This is a genomic window from Akkermansia sp. GGCC_0220 (assembly GCF_017566105.1).
Lineage (GTDB): Bacteria > Verrucomicrobiota > Verrucomicrobiia > Verrucomicrobiales > Akkermansiaceae > Akkermansia > Akkermansia massiliensis.
Window position 1 is genome coordinate 19,510 of sequence record NZ_JABFCI010000002.1, and the last position, 16,521, is coordinate 36,030.

A 16,521-nucleotide genomic window follows, 5' to 3' on the forward strand; every position below is an offset into this window, starting at 1 on the left:
GATGATCAGTTTTGAGCGGAATACACCGGATTCACCTTGGCGCCGGGACGCACCTTGTGCATGCCGTCGATGATGATGACTTCCCCTTCCTTCACGCCGGAGCTGAAGCACTGTTCATTATTGACCGTGTTGCCCAGCGTGACGTCGCGGCGCTCCACCACGCCCTGGTCATTCACCACGTAAACGTAGCTCTTGTAGGCGTCGTGCATCACGGAAGAAATGTTGGCAGCCGGGAAGCGGTCCACGTTCTTCTTGGAAAGATTCACCGTCACCACGCCGCCGGGCGTCAGCACGTCTTCCGGATTGGGGAACCTGGCCCAGACGTTCAGGGTGTCCGTAGTCGGCTGGACGGTATTGTCCGTCATGAAAATTTTGCCCGGCTGGTCGTATGCCTTGCCGTTGGCGAGGTTGACGGACACGAGGGCATCCTTCTTCATCTTCTCCTGGGTGCCGAACAGGGAAAGGAAATCGCGTTCGCTGATGGGGAACTTCACGTACACCTCGTCAATGCCCGTGATGGTCACCAGGGAACCGGAGGTGGGCGTGATGTAATTGCCCGTGGAAAAAGTGACGCGGCCCGTGCGTCCCGTGATGGGGGCCGTCAGTTTGGTGTAATTGAGGTCATCCTTCGCTACCGTGATGGCGGCGTCTGCGGACTGGATCTCCGCTTCCAGGGCGTGCATGGTGCTCTTGGCGTTTTCCACCGTATCCATGGAGACGGACTTGGAGGCCAGCAGCCTGTTATAGCGTTCAAAGCTGTTCTTGGCGTACAGCAGCTTGGCTTCAAGCTGGGCCTTCTTGGCCACCGCTTCCTCCACGGCCGCCTTGTAGCGCGTGTCTTCTATCTCGAAAAGGAGGTCTCCCTTCTTCACCACCTTGCCTTCCCGGAAGCGGGTGGCCACGATGTTGCCGGAAACGCGGGGCTGTACGGTTACCCGGTCAATGGCTTCCACCTGGCCGATGTATTTCTTGTTCACCGCGCTGTCGATGGCGGTCGCTTTCTCGACGAGTACGGTGCTGGGCTTGGCGGCCCCTCCCGGCGCTCCCTGGGAATAACCCGGAACAAGCAGAGAGAAAAGCAGGCCGGATCCGGCCAGCAGGCGGAGGGGAACCTTCCGTTGGTGCGTATGTTTTTTCATATGGTATTATTTACTGTAAACGTGGTTGTAAAGGGTATCCACAATGCGGCAGAAATTCTCCTTGTCCTCCTCCGCCAGGGTGCTGAACAGGGTGTCCAGCCGTTGCTTCATGCCGTTGTAAAGCAGCTGGAACCTGGACTCCCCTTCCTCGGAAAGGCGGATGCACAGGGAACGCCTGTCGCGCGGGTTCTCCTTGCGGTCAAACAGGCCCTTCTTCACCATGCTGTCCACCAGCAGGGACGTGGAGGGAATGCTCATGCGGAGATGGTGGGCGAGCGTCTTCAGGGGAATGCCTTCATGGCGGTTGGTCATCAACCGGTTCAGGGCGCCCAGGGCATTCATCTGCCGGACGGAGAGCCCCATGATCTTCTGATAGTGGCTCTGGTCCACTTCATTCAAGTTATCTCTTTTAAACTGGTAAAGGATGGTCTCGAACTTGTGAACGGAGGTAGTGATATCCACGGCAGGTTGAAGCATGGGGCTGTTATGTCAAAACCGGTTAATTGTTGTCAAACTAAAACAAATAAAGTTGAGAATTTGTTGCCGTGTCGAAATAAATCGGAAAAATGAAAAATCATGGCTCCTTCACCATACAAACCGCCGGAGGTTGCGGAAGTTTCAAAAAAAGTCTTTTTTTCTTGTCACTGGGGTATAAAGGCGTGTATAAGCCTCCACGTCCTCGCCGCAAGGCAGGAACAACATTCAAGGTCAGGGAGCGGTAGCTCAGTTCGGTTAGAGCGCCAGCCTGTCACGCTGGAGGTCGCGGGTTCGAGCCCCGTCCGCTTCGCCACCTTGTTTCAAAGAAGAAACGGCCGCCTCCGGGCGGCTTTTTTGTGCCCTGGGATTGTCCGGTTCTCCGGCACCTGTTCGTTTGCCTGTTTTTTCCCAAGACGCATCCCGGCAGGGGTGGTGCCTTTGCATAAATCCCCACGGTTTGAATGAAAGGCATCCAACCGGGAGCGGAGGCTCTTATTCCCCCTTCTCCTTCTCTCCGCCAAACCCCTCCTTTCCGCGGAGCAGGGGACCATGCTTGATTTCGCCACAATCTTCCCCCATGATACCCGCATGATTCTGGAACTGCACTCCCCGCTGGACATGCATCTTCACCTGAGGGACGGCGACATGCTGAAACTGGTCGCACCCCTGAGCTCCGCCTCCTTTGCCGGGGCGGTCATCATGCCCAACCTGGTGCCCCCTGTGGCGGATGCGGAGGCGGTGCAGGCCTACCGGCAGCGGGTGCTGGACGCTTGCGGGGGAGACGTCTTCCAGCCGTACATGACGGCGTTCTTCCGCTCCTATTCCGAAAAGGAACTGGCTACGCTCAAGGAACTGGTATTCGGCATCAAGCTGTACCCGGCGGGAGCAACCACGAACAGCGAAGGAGGCGTAAGGGCCATGAAGGATGCGGAGGGCACCATGTCCCTCATGCAGGAAATGGGCATTCCGCTGCTGGTGCACGGTGAAAGCCACGGATTCGTGATGGACCGGGAAGCCGAATTCCTGGACGTTTACCGTGATCTGGCCACCCGCTTCCCCCGGCTGACCATCTGCATGGAACACATCACCACGGCCTCCGCCGTACGGCTGCTGGATGAATTTGAAAACCTGGCGGCTACCGTAACCCTCCAGCACCTTCTTATCACGCTGGACGACGTGGCCGGGGGCATGCTGCGCCCCCACCTCTTCTGCAAGCCGATCGCCAAAAGGCCGGAAGACCGGGAAGCGCTGTTGAAAGCTGCCCTATCCGGACATCCGCGTCTCATGTTCGGCAGTGACTCCGCCCCCCATCCCGTCCACGCCAAGGAAGCGTGCGGTTGCGCCGCCGGCGTATTCACCGCTCCCATCGCCCTGCCGCGCCTGGCGGCCCTGTTTGACGGACACGGCGCCCTGGACCGGTTGCAGGGCTTCGTTTCCGGCCATGCCTGTTCCCTGTACGGACTGAAGCCTCCTGCCAGGACGGTGCGCCTGCAGCGGCGGGAAATGCTGGTGCCGGACGCCTACGAGGGGCATGGACAGAAAGTGGTGCCGATGGAGGCCGGAAGCGTCATTCCCTGGAGCTTGGTGTGACGGCCACCCCCGCGGGAAGATGACAGAAAGCAATTGAAGGAAACCGTCTTTATACTGGATATTCCGGACGATCTCACTACAATCCCTGCTCATGGATCGGATTCGCGTTTATACGGGTGGAGTAGCTTCCTGTAATGGTTATCTCTTCAAGACGAAGGATAACTCTTACGTGGCGGTGGACGCTCCGTCCGGCTTCGCGGACTGGATATACTCCAAAAAGCCCGATATCATCATCACGGACCTTCTCATCACGCACCAGCACTTTGACCACGTGGAGGACGCCTGCCGCATGCGCCAGATCTTCGGCTGCCGCATTCACGCCGGACAGCCTTACACTGAAGACTTGACGCTGGAAAAAATGGCGCGCGACGCCTGGGGGCTTCCCCTCAACGTACAGCCGTTTGTGGTGGATGAAATACTCACGCCGGACATCCACACGGCAAACTGGGGCGGCCTGCTGTGGCATCTGCACCAGGTGCCGGGACACTCTCCGGACAGCATCGTTTACGACCTGCCGGACGAGGGAATCATGTTCACGGGAGACGTTATCTTTGCCGGTTCCATCGGACGGACGGACCTTCCGGGAGGGAACCTGCGCCTGCTGAAACAGGGCATAGAAAAGAAAGTGCTCAACCAGCCCGCCACGACCATGATTTTCCCGGGACACGGACCGTACACCACCGTGAAGAATGAACTGCTGACCAATCCGTTCATCTCCTGACCACGCTTCCCGCGCCGCTGCGCGGGGACGTGCTCCACTCTTTAGCAAGCATACAAGATCAATGTTATTTTCAGAATTAGGTTTATCGGAACCCGTCTTGAAGGCGGTGGAAAAATGCGGTTATGAACATCCCACCCCCATTCAGGAGCAGGCCATTCCCATCATTCTGGAGGGCCGGGACCTCATTGGGGCCTCCCAGACGGGAACGGGAAAAACCGCCGCTTTTGCCCTCCCCCTGCTGACAAAGCTTCAGCCCATCGGCAAGCCCCAGATACTGGTGCTGGAACCCACCCGCGAACTGGCGGACCAGGTGGCGGAAGCCTTTGCCGAATACGGCGAATTCACCGGGCTGAAAGTGGCCCTGCTGTACGGCGGCGTGGGCTACGGGAAGCAGACGGAAGACCTGAAAAACGGAGCGGACATCGTGGTGGCAACGCCCGGCCGCCTGGTGGACCACTTCTACCGCGGCACCATGCGCTTCGGAGAAGTCAAGGCCCTGGTGCTGGATGAGGTGGACCGCATGCTGGACATGGGCTTTCTCCCCATCGTCCGTAAAATCGTCAACCTCTGCCCGTGGGAAGGCAGGCAGACCCTCTTCTTCTCCGCCACCATGCCCCCGGTCATCGCCGGATTTGCCAAATGGTGCCTGACGGACCCGGCGGAAGTCACCATCGCCCGGCGCGAAGTGGCCGCCACCATCAGCCATGCCTTTTACCCGGTGGCGCTGGACCAGCGGGACGAACTGCTGCTGGCCTTGCTCAAGGGGACGGACTTCCATTCCGTCATGATCTTCACCCGTACCCGCAAGGAGGCGGACGCCGTGTGCGGCATGCTCAAGCAGCATGGCTACCGCGGGGAAGTGGCCGTCATGCACTCCGACATTCCCCAGAAGGAACGCATGGAAGCGCTCAAGGGCTTCAAAAGCGGCAAATATGATATTCTGGTGGCTACGGACGTGGCGGCGCGCGGCATTGACATCAGCGGCGTGACCCACGTCATCAACTACCGGGTGCCGGAAAATGCGGAAGACTACGTGCACCGCATCGGCCGTACCGGCCGTGCCGAAGCCTCCGGAGACGCCTTCACGATCATGACGGCGGATGAAGTGGACTTTGCCACGGCTGTGGAAAACTTCATCGGAAAGCCCATTGAACGCAAAAAGCTGGACGGCTTTGACTACACGTACACCGCCCTGCTGGAAGACAAGCCCGTTAAATCCGTCCGCAAGTCCAAACCCGCCGGACCCAAGCGCCGCAGACGCTAAGGGGGAGCTGACAAGGTTCTCTCTGCGGGAATGAATATCATCCCATGCGCATCCTTGCCATAGACCCGGCCATCCGCAACACGGGCTATGCCGTGGTGGAGGGCGACCATCGCCGGGCGTGCGCGCTGGACTACGGAACGCTCTCCATTCCCCGGAGTGTGTCCCAGTCCGGCTGCCTGCTTGCCATCAAGCAGCACCTGGGCAACCTCATTGACAAATGGGAACCGGATGAAATGGCGGTGGAACGCATCATCTACGTCCAGTCCCATCAGACGGCCATCACGATGGGCGCGGCCAAGGCGGCCGTGGTCATTGCCGCGGCGGAAGCCGGACTGCGGATCATGGAATACTCTCCCAAAAGCGTGAAACTCTCCGTTGTAGGGCGGGGGGCCGCTCAAAAAGCGCAGGTCGCCTTCATGGTGCGCGCCCTGCTGGAACTCCGGGAAACGCCGGAATCCGATGCCGCGGACGCCCTGGCGATCGGCCTCACGCACCTCTTCTCCGCGGACCCCTTGAAGGCCCACATGATGGAGAGGAAATACATTTAACAGTGATGAGAGTTTAGAGATGAGAGTTTAGTGTAAAAAATCCGGACTTGCAGTCCGCGAATTTAAAATCTAATCACTACTCTCTAAACTCTCATCACTACCTTCAAGGCTTGAAGGTCCTTCCTTTCCCGTCCTGCCACGCCTTGAGCAGGGAGGCGTACATCTTGTTGAGCTGTTCCAGAGTGGCTACGCGGAACTCGACGGTATTTGTATTCGGGTAAGCCTTGGCGACGGTGGTATCCGGATCAATGCTTCCTCCCGTCGCCCGGTTGACGGCGCCGGAACCGAGTTCCTTCGCCCGGTCGGTCACATTCTTGATGGCATTGATGCCGGAATTCTGCCCCAGCGTCTCCAGATAATAAAACTTGGTGGGCGTATTCCCCATGGTGACCAACGTCACTTCATACACCATGCACGCGTTGTCCAGAATATACTTGTGCTGCGCCACAGCTACAATCCGGCTGAGATGCACCACATACTGCCCCTCCGGAAAATTGCCGATCCAGAACTGGCTCTGGTTGTAATCATCCGTAGACTGGGTAGGAGCCCCCGTTTTGGACTGGGCGGAAAGGGGTACAGCTGTGAAAATACAAACCGCTAAAGTAAAAAAGAAGAGATTTTTCATATTCTTATACAAACATTCGCATTTAGGTGAGATGAAGAGAAATTATTAAAAACACTTATTATTAAGTACTGCAATCAAACAGGAGAAATAAAATTAATGGTAAGAATCCTCCACTCCTTTTTGATAACCAAGTGCATAGGCAGCATGAGGACTTTTATGCCTTACTGCACCTGCTTGGCTTTCAGGTAACGAATTCAAATCTATATTTAATTTTTCTTTACGGCGTAATCCATCTTTGTAGCCTCTGTCATAAGCACATCCAGCGCAACGGTGCCTCCCAGCTCCTCCTTGATCGTCTGGTAAATTGTTAAATTGAAGATCGTAACGATGTTCTTTTTTACAAGTCATAAAATTAATAGTATCTAAATTATTCTTCAATTAAACCAAGTATCCAATTTGACCATGAAATAATAGTGGATGCTCTGCGTTTGTAAGTTTCATTTGAACTAATATTATATAAATTAGATTTTTTCATGATTTCGACAATTTCGTTTTTTGATGGAGTATTCCCTTTTTTTAAATATAATTTTAATGATTCTTTAAAAATTTTATGCGATAATATGAGCTTTACAAATTCAAGTTGTCTGTCTGTAATAGATTTATTAAACATGCCCAAGCCTGTTTCAGTGAGAACATATTTTATATTATTATTATCATATTTTTTATCGACCAAACCTAAATATTTTGCAGCATTAAAATAATATTCTGTTTGTCGGGCATCAAAATCATAATTCTGCGTAATTTCTTCCTTGCTAAGGAATAATTTTTGTTTTAATAATTCACACAGATTGATTATGCGTTCAAAGCTGTCAGCTTGAGGAAAGGGAATCGATGGTTCTGATACAGTTTTTGTGTTTTCTAAAATATTTTGTATAGCTTCAATATTAATAGATCCTTCTTGAATTGCATATTTTTTATGCTTAATCAAACGAATAGAGTTATAAAATTTAGCATCTGTAAATTCATATTCACGAATATGAAAAATACCATTTGAATATGTTAAAAATATCGGACGTATTTGTTTATTCACCTTCTCTTTCCATAAACGGTAAGGATAATATAGCTGACGGATTAAAAAGTCATCAGAAATATAATTTTTGGCTTCTATCAATATTAATGAATCATTTCCTTCATAACCTCCATCTATTTCTATTTGAGAATTATTTACTTTTACTTCAAATTGTTTTTGGTCTTCGGAAGAATTAATTTTGAAATCAAATAAAGAGGAACTCATTCGTCCGCTTATTGTCGGAAACAAATTGTCTTCACCTGTAAAGTCATGCAATATTTTTGAAACAAAAATACAATTAATTGAAGTTGCTTCGCTTGTTATATCTTTATAATCCATACTTTCTAGAAAAGTAGGAAAATCAATGAATGTTATATCTATTTCTTCTTTTTTAAAAGTACAAAAAGTTTCAAAAGTACTGATTTCATAAGTGCCTCTGGATGTAGGTAGAATTGATAAGTTATTTTCAGAGAATAAATGGGGGAGCTGGGAACGATGATCAAATTTTGTCATCAAGCGTGCTTCTCTGAACTCATTAATATCTGTGGAGGATATTGTTACCCGTCCTTTCGATTTTATTGCATCTAAGATACGGTGTTTTTCAAAAATTTGTTCCCACGCTATATCGTTTTTATATCTATTCATAATTGCGTATTAAAACTTCATCTACTTCTCCCCGTTTTTCCGCATTCGCGTTAATTGAACGGATCGCCCTGACAGTGCTAATGTGATATTCCTTATACTGTTCTTTAATGAAATTAGACGAGGAATTAGATAATAAAAATTTTATGCCTCTTTTTGTCAAGTCGTCACAAGCCTCACGCAATTTTATTTGATCAAGAATATTCCATCCACCCTGAACGTAACCAGTGAAATTAGAACTATCTGAAATAGGATGATAGGGAGGATCCAGATATACAAATGAGTTCTTTTCCAAATTTTTCAAAATATCATTATAATCTCTATTATAAATTTTTATATTGTTGGAATTTAGATATAGAGAAACTGCTCTTAAAACTGGTTCGTTGACGATATTTGGATTTTTATATTTGCCAAATGGAGAATTAAATTCTCCAGAATTGTTTACACGATATAATCCATTATAACAAGTCTTATTTAAATATATCAGCCTGGAAGCTCGCCGTACCTCTCCTATTTTTTTAAAATCAGATGATCGATCTAGACTTCGTATTTCATAAAAATATTTGGATTCGTTTTTATGAGTTTTTAAATCTATAATAAGTTCATTTAAATTATTTTTAATTACATTATAGACATTTATTAATTCAGAGTTGAAGTCATTAATAATTGCTTTTTTAGGTTGGAGATGAAAAAATACAGCTCCTCCTCCAATAAATGGTTCTACATAAGTATGATTTTTTATATTTTTCGGTATGAATTCTATTATAGAATTTATAAGTTGCCTCTTGCCGCCAACCCACTTTACAAACGGGGTAACTAATTTGTTTTTTATCATTATAAAATCTATTTTTATATTATTTTTATTTTTATAGGAAAAACTATGATCCTATTTTTATTAGTTATTTTTCTGCCCCGACTAGATTTTCCTTACAGTTTTCTTAGTCGATTGTCAATCATAATTTGAATGATTTTTATGGATGTCTTTTGTATAAGGGAAATTTATTATAAATTTATATTTATAATTATATTTTTTATTTTTAATAAATTATTAAGATATTATTATGCCATTTTAAAAATTTGTTAAAAAATAAAATGATTTTTATTATTTAATATGAAACATTGATGGTGATTTCTAGGAAGTTGCTTTATAGAAAAAGATATGTAGAGATGATATCATCTAACAAAAATTGTTGATTTTCAAATTTTTAGAAAGAAATAATATTAGTGTTTTCGTAGAAAGAAATTAATACGAGAGAAATGGCTTGGTGGGCTGGACGACAGGAAGATTTATTATGGAGAACTTTGAACGAGTTCATGCCGAAACCTAGGAAGAAAATGTATACAAAGATATGGTACCGTTTCTTAATGTCGCAGTTGAAAAAAGATAGTAACTCTTGATGAATTATTTGGATAAGGATACGGTAATGGGTCGATTGATATACTAAATTTTAATAATAACGATACAAAGAGATAAGGATTTTGGTATATTCACTAAAATTGCAGGCTATGGCGAAATGATGCTAACATAGAGGGGGAGAGCCTCACTCTGCGTGGGAACATATGAAAAAACCGCTTTCCCCAAGTGCCGGGAAAAGCGGTTTCGTTAAAAATAACAATGAAAGGTCAGGGTTCTATGATGTTGAAGTTTCCATTGAACTTGTCCATGCATCCGATCAGCTCCTGGAACTTGTCTGCATTGCCTTCGATCTTGATCATGCCTTTGTCCAGGGCTTCCTTCAAGGGCATGGCCTGCATGGCAATAAGGGTGAAGTTGAGCTTGTCTCCGGTAATTACTGCATCAGGATGATCGACCGGTTTTCCTTCTCGGTACATCAGTACTTCGTCCTCAACCCAGAAGCCGTATGGTTTTCCGTTTTGGTCTATCCAGTTGAAAGCGAGCTTTTTCCCTTTGGATTTCTCGGCATTGAGACTGATGCCCATGTAGTCAAACAGCATTTCCGGCGTGAGGTTGGACAGAATATCCTTGGATACAAGATCCAGAGGGTTCTGAAGCAGGCCGTTTCTCAGTTCGTAGGCACCGACGAGAAATTCATTGCGCCAGGGGCCGGATTCCGCCTGGTAGCCGAGCTGTTCAAGCGCGTCCGCCGCCAGATTTCTTGCCTTGCTGTTTTGCGGATCGGCAAAAACCACGTGCTTTAATACTTCGGCGGTCCAGCGGTAGTCTCCTTTGTCAAAGGCTTTTTGGGCGTTGTCTATCATCTTGTCGGCCCCTCCTGCCAGTTCAACATAGCGCTTGGCCGCTTCCACGGGCGGCAGGGCATACAGGTTTGCCGGGTTGCCGTCATACCAGCCCATGTACCGTTGATAAATGGCTTTGGCGTTGTGGTTCAGCGTGCCGTAATAACCCCGGAAGTACCATTCCTTGTCGATTTCCGGCGGCAGCTTGATCATTTCCGCAATTTCTACAGGCGTATATCCCTTGTTAATCAGGTTCAACGTCCGGTCGTGCATGTATTTGTAGCCGTTGCGTTCCTTGGCCAGGAACTGGCTGATGCGTTCTTTCCCCCATCTCGGCCAGTGGTGCTGTGCGAATAAGACTTCCGTTTTGTCTCCATAACGCTGGATGGCTTCATCAAGAGCCTTCCACCAGTTGCTTGCGTCCCGAACCTTGGCTCCTCTCAGGGTATAAAGGTTATGCATGGTGTGGGTCGCGTCCTCCGCACTGCAAAGCGCCTTGAATTGAGGGAGATACATCAGCATTTCAGAAGGGGCTTCTGTTCCAGGGGCCATCATGAATTCCATCTCCACTCCGTCTATCGTTCTTGTTTCACCCGTTTTGGTGATTGTATCGGTAGGCGGAATGACTGTAATGGTTCCGCTGGAGCTGGCGGTGCCCAGGCCGGAGCCTACGGTACCCTCCGGCCCCTTGTTAAAGGGCGCCGCATACATGTACGTGGAGCGCCTCCCCATGGCATTGCCGGCATAGACGTTTTCGGAAACGGCTTCTTTCAGGAATCCCTCCGGCGCCAGTATCTGCGTTTTACCGGATTTGACGTCTTGCTCCGATGTTACTCCCTTGACTCCGCCAAAGTGGTCGACATGGGAGTGCGTGTATACAACTGCCTTGACCGGACGTTTCCCAGTCTCCGGCTGTTCCACTTCCCGATAGTAGAGGTCAAGCCCCGCTTTTGCGGTTTCTTCCGAGATGAGGGGGTCAATGATGATGAGGCCTTCCTTTCCTTCGATGATGGTCATGTTAGAAAGATCAAACCCGCGAATCTGGTAGATGCCGTCCATGACCTTGAACAGCCCGCTTTTGGCATTGAGCTGGGAAACGCGCCATAAACTCGGGTTCACCGTATCAGGGGCCGGTTTGTCCTTGGTAAAGTCAAAGGCAGAGATGTCAAAGACCGTCCTCCCCTCCTTGTTTTTAATGTTCGGGTCCTTGAGGGTTGCCATGAATCCCTTTTCAGCATCCTGAAAGTCTTGCTTGTCGTTCTCGTCCAGGCCATGAGCACCGAGAAATTTTTGGTTGTATTCAATAGTATGGCTTGTCGCCTTTTTAGGCTGCTCTGCGCCCTGGGCGCCTATGCCTCCCCCTGCGAACATTGCCAGCAACATGGCAGCGAAATAATTGATTTTTATTTTCATGATCAGTTTTTATTAACGGGACGTGAAAAGTAAAAGAGCGGCCAGTCAGCCAGTTTTCACCTTGCAGGAAAATAGACTTGCCGTTAAAGAACAATGTTCGGAAAATGGCAGTATGTTAATGTTTGACTACCAGAGTTTTCTGGATATTTAACAGGAAATTCCACAACCAGGGAGGGTGTCTTTTGTTTTTTTATATTACTTATCCTGCTGATGGGTTGTGATTTATATCCGGAGTTGTTTGGCGGGGAGAATAAAGTGTCTGTATCCGAGTCATTTTTACATGCCTGTAGCAAATTTGTGGAAGAACATGGCTGGAAATGCAGGGAATGTTGTGCTAGGTAAGAAGGCATGGAAAGATTGTATCGTCCCAATGTGGCGGGGCTGTTGGTCCGGGAGGACGGAAAGCTGCTGGTTTGCGAACGTTCCAGGCAGAAAGGGGCCTGGCAGTTCCCTCAGGGGGGGATTGATCCGGGAGAAACTGCCACGGAGGCAGTGAAGCGGGAAGTCCGGGAGGAAGTGGGGTTCCTGCCGTCCCAGTATGATGTTGTGGAATCCCGGGGCGGCTATCGTTACGATTATCCGCCGGAGGTGCTGGAGTATGTCCGCGAAAAGCGGCAGCAGCCTTTTGTGGGGCAGGAGCAGGAGTATTTCCTGTGCCGGCTGCGTGCGGACGCTCCGGAGCCCAGCCTGGACCACCGGGAGTTCTGCGCCTACAGGTGGATAGCCCCGGCCCGGTTCAGGCTGGAGTGGCTGCCGGAGTTCAAGAAGGAGGTGTACGCCAGGGTGCTGGCGGATTTCTTCAATGTCCGGGCACGGGATAAGTGAAGTGGCTCAGCAGGTCGTGCGCGGCGGAGACGGGGTCCATCTTGTCCCCGGCCACCATGTTTTCCAGAACGGGCATGCGGGACGCCACGGCGGGATGCTGTTCAAAGGCGGTGAGCAGGGCTTCATGCACCAGGGCCTGAACCCATGAGAGGGACTGGTTCCGGCGGCGGTTGTACCAGAAGCCGGATTCCTTCATGCTGTCCCGGAAGCGGAAGAGCGTTTCTTCAATAGTGTCCAGTCCGCGCCCTTCCAGGGAGGAACAGGTGAGGACGGAGGGCGTCCAGCCGGGGGTGGGGCTTTGCAGGTAGTGGAGCACCATTTTCAGTTCCTGGCAGTGGGCCGCCGCCCGCTGGCGGTTGTCGCCGTCGTCCTTGGTGACTACCAGGATGTCCGCCAGCTCCATGATGCCGCGCTTGATGCCCTGGAGGTCGTCTCCGGCTCCGGTGATGAGCAGGAGCATGAAGATGTCCACCATGGAACGGACGGTGGTTTCCGACTGGCCGACGCCGACGGTTTCAATGAGGATAATGTCAAAGCCCGCGGCTTCGCACGCGATCATGGTTTCACGCGTTTTTCTGGCTACGCCGCCCAGGGAGCCGCCGGAGGGGGAAGGGCGGATGAAGGCGTTTTCCTCCCCGGAGAGTTCTTCCATGCGGGTTTTGTCCCCCATGATGGAACCGCGGGAAACGGAAGAGGACGGGTCAATGGCCAGCACGGCCACCTTGAAGCCTTTTTTGCACAGGTAGGTGCCGAAGGCTTCAATGAAGGAGGATTTGCCCGCGCCGGGAACGCCCGTGATGCCGATGCGGACGGCATTGCCCGAATGGGGCAGGAGCTTGGAGATGAGCGCCCGTGAGGCTTCCTGGTCTTTAGCGGCGTTGCTTTCTACCAGGGTGATGGCCCTCCCCAGCAGGGCGCGGTTCCCGGCCAGGACTCCCTGGGCCAGTTCTTCTACGGAGGGGCGGTGCGGACGTGCAAATTTAGTGCTGCTCATGGATAGAGAATGCGGATTATTTGAAAGGGGGTTCGTTTTCCTTGGTGCGCTCCATATCGTAGTTGAAACGTTTGAGGACAAATTGGCGCTGATCGGCCAGCTTGCGCTGGAAGTTTTCCCAGGAACGCACGTTCATTGGTGACCAGCCCGCTTCCGCAATGGCGCAGGCGCGGGGGTAGGTGCGGTAAAGCAGGTGGTTCAGGGTGGGGAGCTGTTCCGCCCACATGGTAGCCTGAACGCCGATGATATGGTCTGTTTCCTGCTCCGGCCTGCCGTAGGCGGGGTTCAGCTTGTAGCTTTGCTCCAGCGTAGTGGTGGGCATCCAGCCCCGGTTGTCCTGGCCGGGAATCTGGGGGTAGTCCAGATAGCAGTGTTCCCCGGCGGCGATGATGAGGGGAAGGCCCTGCTTTTTCGTTTCCGTGATGGTGGAGGGCGTCAAGCCCATGCGCCAGGTGAAGACGGTGTCTCCCTTGCGGTAAACGCTGGCCTGGGCCCACGGCTTTTCATACCAGAAGATGGGCTTTTTGCCGCGCGCGGCGAGCATGGAGGCCATTTTCGCTTCAAATTCCTTCAGTTCCTCGTGGACGTCCTTCATTCCCTTCTGCTGGCGGTATTTGACGCTGAGAGGGCATTTTTCCCAGGTTTTTTCCAGCGGGGCTTCGTCGCCGCCCAGGTGAACCATGGTGGACGGAAAGATGTCCCTGAGCTCGTCAAAGACGGCGGCATAGAATTTCCATATTTCCGGCTTGTGGGGGCATACCAGGTACAAGCCCACACCGCCGGTCGTGCTGACTTTCGTGTTGTGGTCTGGAAAGCAGAAGAATTCCGGATAGGCGGCGGCCAACGCCTGGTTGTGGCCCGGCATGTCTATTTCCGGGATGACCTCAATGCCGCGCGCGGCGCAGTACGCCACCAGGTCTTTCAGTTCCTGCCTGGTGTACATTCCTTCGTGGGGAGTGCCGTTGCCGAAGCTTTCCGCCCGTTTGGAAGAGATGCTTTTCAGTTTGGGATAGCCCGGCACAGGCAGGCGCCAGCCCTGGTCGTCCGTCAGGTGGAGCTGGAGCTTGTTGAATTTATAGTAGGCCATCAGGTCCACGAATTTCTTCAGGTCCTTGATGGGGATGAAGTGGCGCGCAGGGTCCACCATCATGCCGCGCCACGGGTAGCGCGGCTTGTCCTTGATGACTCCGCAGGGAATGCCTTCCGGATGCGCCGCCAGCTGGTCCTGGAGCTGCTGGAGAGTGACCAGTCCGTAGATACGGCCCTCTTTCCCGCCGGAAGAGAGGTGCACTCCCTGCGGGGTGACGGTGAGCTGATAGGCGTCCTTGCCCAGGGCAGGAGAGGTTTTGTCGGAAAGAAGCTTCAAGGTCCTGGTGGCGTTCCGCTTCAGCTCCGTTTTCTCCGGCTCCGGAATAATACTGTATTTTTCTGCTGGTGCGGCACACGCCATGGATGCAGAGAAGGCTGTGCAGGCCAGGAGGTAGATCAGTTTAAACATGACGGAGGGCTTTTTCAGAAGAGATTCTATCATGGAGAATCAGGAGTGATAAGGAAAAACGGCGGAATTACTTTTTGTTTTCCCACCGGAAGGGTGGCTCATTGTCCTTCGTGCGTTTCAAGTCGTAATTAAAGCGCTTGAGGACAAAGGGGCGGTGGTCGGCCACTTTCCTCTGGAAGTTTTCCCAGGAACGCACCTCCATGGGAGACCATCCCGCTTCCGCCAGGGCCATGGCGCGGGGATAGACGCGGTAAAGCAGGTGGTTCAGGTCCGGAAGGTGTTCCGCCCACACGGGAGCGTGCACGCCCCGGATGTGGCCTGCTTCCGCGGTGGATTTGCCGAAGGCCGGATCCAGTTCATAACATTTCTGCAAGGTCGTGGTTTGCATCCATCCCCAGTTGTATTGTCCCGGGAATTGAGGGAAATCCAGATAACAATATTCATTGGATGCCATAATCAGGTTCAGCCCGGCCTTTTTTGTTTTCTCAATGGCTTGGCGCGCCTGGTCCTGCCGCCACGCGTAAACTGTTTCGCCCGGGTGGTAGATGTCGGCGTTCCCTTCATACCAGAATTGCGGCGTTTGCCCGTTTTTGTCGAGCAGGGCTGTCATTTTGGCGAAGAAAGCCCTCATTTGTTCCTGTTCGTCTTTCATGCCTGCCTTGGTCCGGGCTTCCCGGCACAGGGGGCATTTTTTCCAGAGTTCCGTGGGGGCTTCGTCGCCGCCCAGGTGAACGGTATTGGACGGGAAGATGTCCTTGAGTTCCTTGAAGACGGCGGCGTAGAATTTCCAGACCTCCGGCTTCTGGGGACATACCAGTTCCTTGCTGTTGCCGGCCACTGTCCGTACCTTCATGTCCGGTTTGGGGAAGCAGAAGAATTCGGGGTAGGCGGCGGCCAACGCCTGGTTGTGGCCCGGCACGTCTATCTCCGGGATGACTTCAATGCCGCGCGCCGCACAGTAGGCCACCAGGTCTTTCAGCTCCTGTCTGGTGTACATTCCTTCATGGGGAATGCCGTCTCCGAAGCTTTCCTCCCGCTTGGAGGCGACGCTTTTCAGTCTGGGATAGCCCGGCACGGGCAGGCGCCAGCCCTGGTTGTCCGTCAGGTGCACATGGAGCTTGTTGAATTTGTAGTAGGCCATCAGGTCCACGAATTTCTTCAGGTCCTTGATGGGGATGAAGTGGCGGGCGGGGTCCACCATCATGCCGCGCCACGGGTAGCGCGGCTTGTCCGTGATGACGCCGCAGGGGATGCCCTCCGGCTGTGCCGCCAGCTGGTCCTGGAGCTGCTGGAGGGTGACCAGGCCGTACATCCTGCCCTCCCTGCCGCCGGAGGCAAGGTGGACGCCCTGCGGGGTGACGGCGAGGCGGTAGGCGTCCTTGCCCAGGGCAGGAGAGGTTTTGTCGGAGAGGAGCTTCAAGGTCCTGGTGGCGTTCCGCTTCAGCTCCGTTTTCTCCGGCTCCGGAATAATGCTGTATTTTTCTGCTGCTTCAGTTTGAAATACCGGGAACAGCAGCAATCCGGCCAGGAGTGGAAAAAGCCTTGTCATGTTTTCAGTATAAGCCGTGCCGGGAGAG

General features: G+C 51.8%; 16 protein-coding genes and 1 tRNA gene. 7 read left to right on the plus strand and 10 right to left on the minus strand.

The genetic code is table 11. The annotated features are described in order from the left end of the window. Positions 1 to 5: 5 nt before the first annotated feature. Positions 6 to 1,139: an efflux RND transporter periplasmic adaptor subunit gene (locus HJW02_RS01670; protein WP_022397971.1), complete on the minus strand. Its 1,134-nt coding sequence runs from the start codon at positions 1,137 to 1,139 to the stop codon at positions 6 to 8. Between the two features lie 6 nt (positions 1,140 to 1,145). After that, complete coding sequence (locus tag HJW02_RS01675) at positions 1,146 to 1,616, minus strand: MarR family transcriptional regulator (protein WP_022397970.1); 471 nt, start codon at positions 1,614 to 1,616, stop codon at positions 1,146 to 1,148. A 235-nt stretch (positions 1,617 to 1,851) separates the two neighbouring features. Here HJW02_RS01675 and HJW02_RS01680 point away from each other — a divergent pair. The 5 genes from HJW02_RS01680 (at position 1,852) to ruvC (ending at position 5,739) form a co-directional block, all read left to right on the plus strand. Continuing rightward, positions 1,852 to 1,929: transfer RNA gene (locus HJW02_RS01680), tRNA-Asp, on the plus strand. Positions 1,930 to 2,204: 275 nt separating this feature from the next. Beyond that, a complete protein-coding gene (gene pyrC, locus HJW02_RS01685; RefSeq protein WP_102730377.1) occupies positions 2,205 to 3,206 on the plus strand; it encodes a dihydroorotase in 1,002 nt (333 codons plus the stop codon). 91 nt (positions 3,207 to 3,297) lie between these two features. Then, positions 3,298 to 3,927, plus strand: a complete 630-nt coding sequence (locus tag HJW02_RS01690) for an MBL fold metallo-hydrolase (RefSeq protein ID WP_022397968.1) — start codon at positions 3,298 to 3,300, stop codon at positions 3,925 to 3,927. Between the two features lie 106 nt (positions 3,928 to 4,033). Beyond that, positions 4,034 to 5,191, plus strand: coding sequence for a DEAD/DEAH box helicase (locus tag HJW02_RS01695; protein ID WP_240454389.1), 1,158 nt, complete (start codon positions 4,034 to 4,036; stop codon positions 5,189 to 5,191). A gap of 44 nt (positions 5,192 to 5,235) precedes the next feature. Continuing rightward, the gene (gene ruvC, locus HJW02_RS01700) at positions 5,236 to 5,739 is read left to right on the plus strand and encodes a crossover junction endodeoxyribonuclease RuvC (protein WP_102722337.1); all 504 of its coding nucleotides are present in this window, start codon (positions 5,236 to 5,238) and stop codon (positions 5,737 to 5,739) included. A 103-nt stretch (positions 5,740 to 5,842) separates the two neighbouring features. Here the strand turns inward: ruvC and HJW02_RS01705 are convergent, their stop codons facing one another. The 5 genes from HJW02_RS01705 to HJW02_RS01725 all read right to left on the minus strand — a co-directional run bounded on the left by HJW02_RS01705 (position 5,843) and on the right by HJW02_RS01725 (position 11,435). Next, the gene (locus tag HJW02_RS01705) at positions 5,843 to 6,364 is read right to left on the minus strand and encodes a hypothetical protein (RefSeq protein ID WP_102728774.1); all 522 of its coding nucleotides are present in this window, start codon (positions 6,362 to 6,364) and stop codon (positions 5,843 to 5,845) included. Between the two features lie 93 nt (positions 6,365 to 6,457). Further along, entirely contained in the window at positions 6,458 to 6,712 is a 255-nt protein-coding gene (locus tag HJW02_RS01710; protein ID WP_102722335.1) for a hypothetical protein, read from the minus strand. 19 nt (positions 6,713 to 6,731) lie between these two features. After that, positions 6,732 to 8,018 (minus strand): transcriptional regulator, encoded by a 1,287-nt coding sequence (locus HJW02_RS01715; protein WP_102722334.1) that lies wholly within the window; start codon positions 8,016 to 8,018, stop codon positions 6,732 to 6,734. Continuing rightward, positions 8,011 to 8,850: a DNA adenine methylase gene (locus HJW02_RS01720; RefSeq protein ID WP_102722333.1), complete on the minus strand. Its 840-nt coding sequence runs from the start codon at positions 8,848 to 8,850 to the stop codon at positions 8,011 to 8,013. The genes HJW02_RS01715 and HJW02_RS01720 overlap by 8 nt, the downstream gene beginning before the upstream one ends. Before the next feature lie 788 nt (positions 8,851 to 9,638). Next, positions 9,639 to 11,435 carry an alkyl sulfatase dimerization domain-containing protein gene (locus HJW02_RS01725; RefSeq protein WP_205597329.1) on the minus strand — a complete coding sequence of 599 codons (1,797 nt, stop codon included), beginning with the start codon at positions 11,433 to 11,435 and terminating at the stop codon, positions 9,639 to 9,641. A 51-nt stretch (positions 11,436 to 11,486) separates the two neighbouring features. On the opposite strand from HJW02_RS01725, the gene HJW02_RS01730 reads away from it, so the two are divergent. Next, the gene (locus tag HJW02_RS01730) at positions 11,487 to 11,660 is read left to right on the plus strand and encodes a hypothetical protein (RefSeq protein ID WP_205597330.1); all 174 of its coding nucleotides are present in this window, start codon (positions 11,487 to 11,489) and stop codon (positions 11,658 to 11,660) included. 315 nt (positions 11,661 to 11,975) lie between these two features. Then, on the plus strand, positions 11,976 to 12,452 hold the full coding sequence (locus HJW02_RS01735; protein WP_102728775.1) for an NUDIX domain-containing protein: 477 nt from the start codon (positions 11,976 to 11,978) through the stop codon (positions 12,450 to 12,452). Here the strand turns inward: HJW02_RS01735 and meaB are convergent. The 3 genes from meaB to HJW02_RS01750 are packed head-to-tail and all read right to left on the minus strand — an operon-like array spanning position 12,427 to position 16,493. Next, positions 12,427 to 13,446: a methylmalonyl Co-A mutase-associated GTPase MeaB gene (gene meaB, locus HJW02_RS01740; protein ID WP_022397960.1), complete on the minus strand. Its 1,020-nt coding sequence runs from the start codon at positions 13,444 to 13,446 to the stop codon at positions 12,427 to 12,429. The genes HJW02_RS01735 and meaB overlap by 26 nt on opposite strands. Before the next feature lie 16 nt (positions 13,447 to 13,462). Beyond that, a complete protein-coding gene (locus HJW02_RS01745; protein ID WP_102728776.1) occupies positions 13,463 to 14,977 on the minus strand; it encodes a beta-N-acetylhexosaminidase in 1,515 nt (504 codons plus the stop codon). A 34-nt stretch (positions 14,978 to 15,011) separates the two neighbouring features. Further along, a complete protein-coding gene (locus HJW02_RS01750; protein WP_102722361.1) occupies positions 15,012 to 16,493 on the minus strand; it encodes a beta-N-acetylhexosaminidase in 1,482 nt (493 codons plus the stop codon). Positions 16,494 to 16,521: the final 28 nt, after the last annotated feature.

Bases quoted from the DNA above. Each gene is read 5' to 3' on its own strand.
- HJW02_RS01705 (WP_102728774.1), bottom strand. From the start codon at position 6,364: ATGAAAAATCTCTTCTTTTTTACTTTAGCGGTTTGTATTTTCACAGCT.
- HJW02_RS01715 (WP_102722334.1), bottom strand. From the start codon at position 8,018: ATGAATAGATATAAAAACGATATAGCGTGGGAACAAATTTTTGAAAAA.
- pyrC (WP_102730377.1), top strand. From the start codon at position 2,205: ATGATTCTGGAACTGCACTCCCCGCTGGACATGCATCTTCACCTGAGG.
- ruvC (WP_102722337.1), top strand. From the start codon at position 5,236: ATGCGCATCCTTGCCATAGACCCGGCCATCCGCAACACGGGCTATGCC.
- HJW02_RS01720 (WP_102722333.1), bottom strand. From the start codon at position 8,850: ATGATAAAAAACAAATTAGTTACCCCGTTTGTAAAGTGGGTTGGCGGC.
- HJW02_RS01675 (WP_022397970.1), bottom strand. From the start codon at position 1,616: ATGCTTCAACCTGCCGTGGATATCACTACCTCCGTTCACAAGTTCGAG.
- HJW02_RS01670 (WP_022397971.1), bottom strand. From the start codon at position 1,139: ATGAAAAAACATACGCACCAACGGAAGGTTCCCCTCCGCCTGCTGGCC.
- HJW02_RS01730 (WP_205597330.1), top strand. From the start codon at position 11,487: ATGAGCACCGAGAAATTTTTGGTTGTATTCAATAGTATGGCTTGTCGC.
- HJW02_RS01690 (WP_022397968.1), top strand. From the start codon at position 3,298: ATGGATCGGATTCGCGTTTATACGGGTGGAGTAGCTTCCTGTAATGGT.
- HJW02_RS01735 (WP_102728775.1), top strand. From the start codon at position 11,976: ATGGAAAGATTGTATCGTCCCAATGTGGCGGGGCTGTTGGTCCGGGAG.
- HJW02_RS01710 (WP_102722335.1), bottom strand. From the start codon at position 6,712: ATGACTTGTAAAAAAGAACATCGTTACGATCTTCAATTTAACAATTTA.
- HJW02_RS01750 (WP_102722361.1), bottom strand. From the start codon at position 16,493: ATGACAAGGCTTTTTCCACTCCTGGCCGGATTGCTGCTGTTCCCGGTA.
- meaB (WP_022397960.1), bottom strand. From the start codon at position 13,446: ATGAGCAGCACTAAATTTGCACGTCCGCACCGCCCCTCCGTAGAAGAA.
- HJW02_RS01725 (WP_205597329.1), bottom strand. From the start codon at position 11,435: ATGGCAACCCTCAAGGACCCGAACATTAAAAACAAGGAGGGGAGGACG.
- HJW02_RS01745 (WP_102728776.1), bottom strand. From the start codon at position 14,977: ATGATAGAATCTCTTCTGAAAAAGCCCTCCGTCATGTTTAAACTGATC.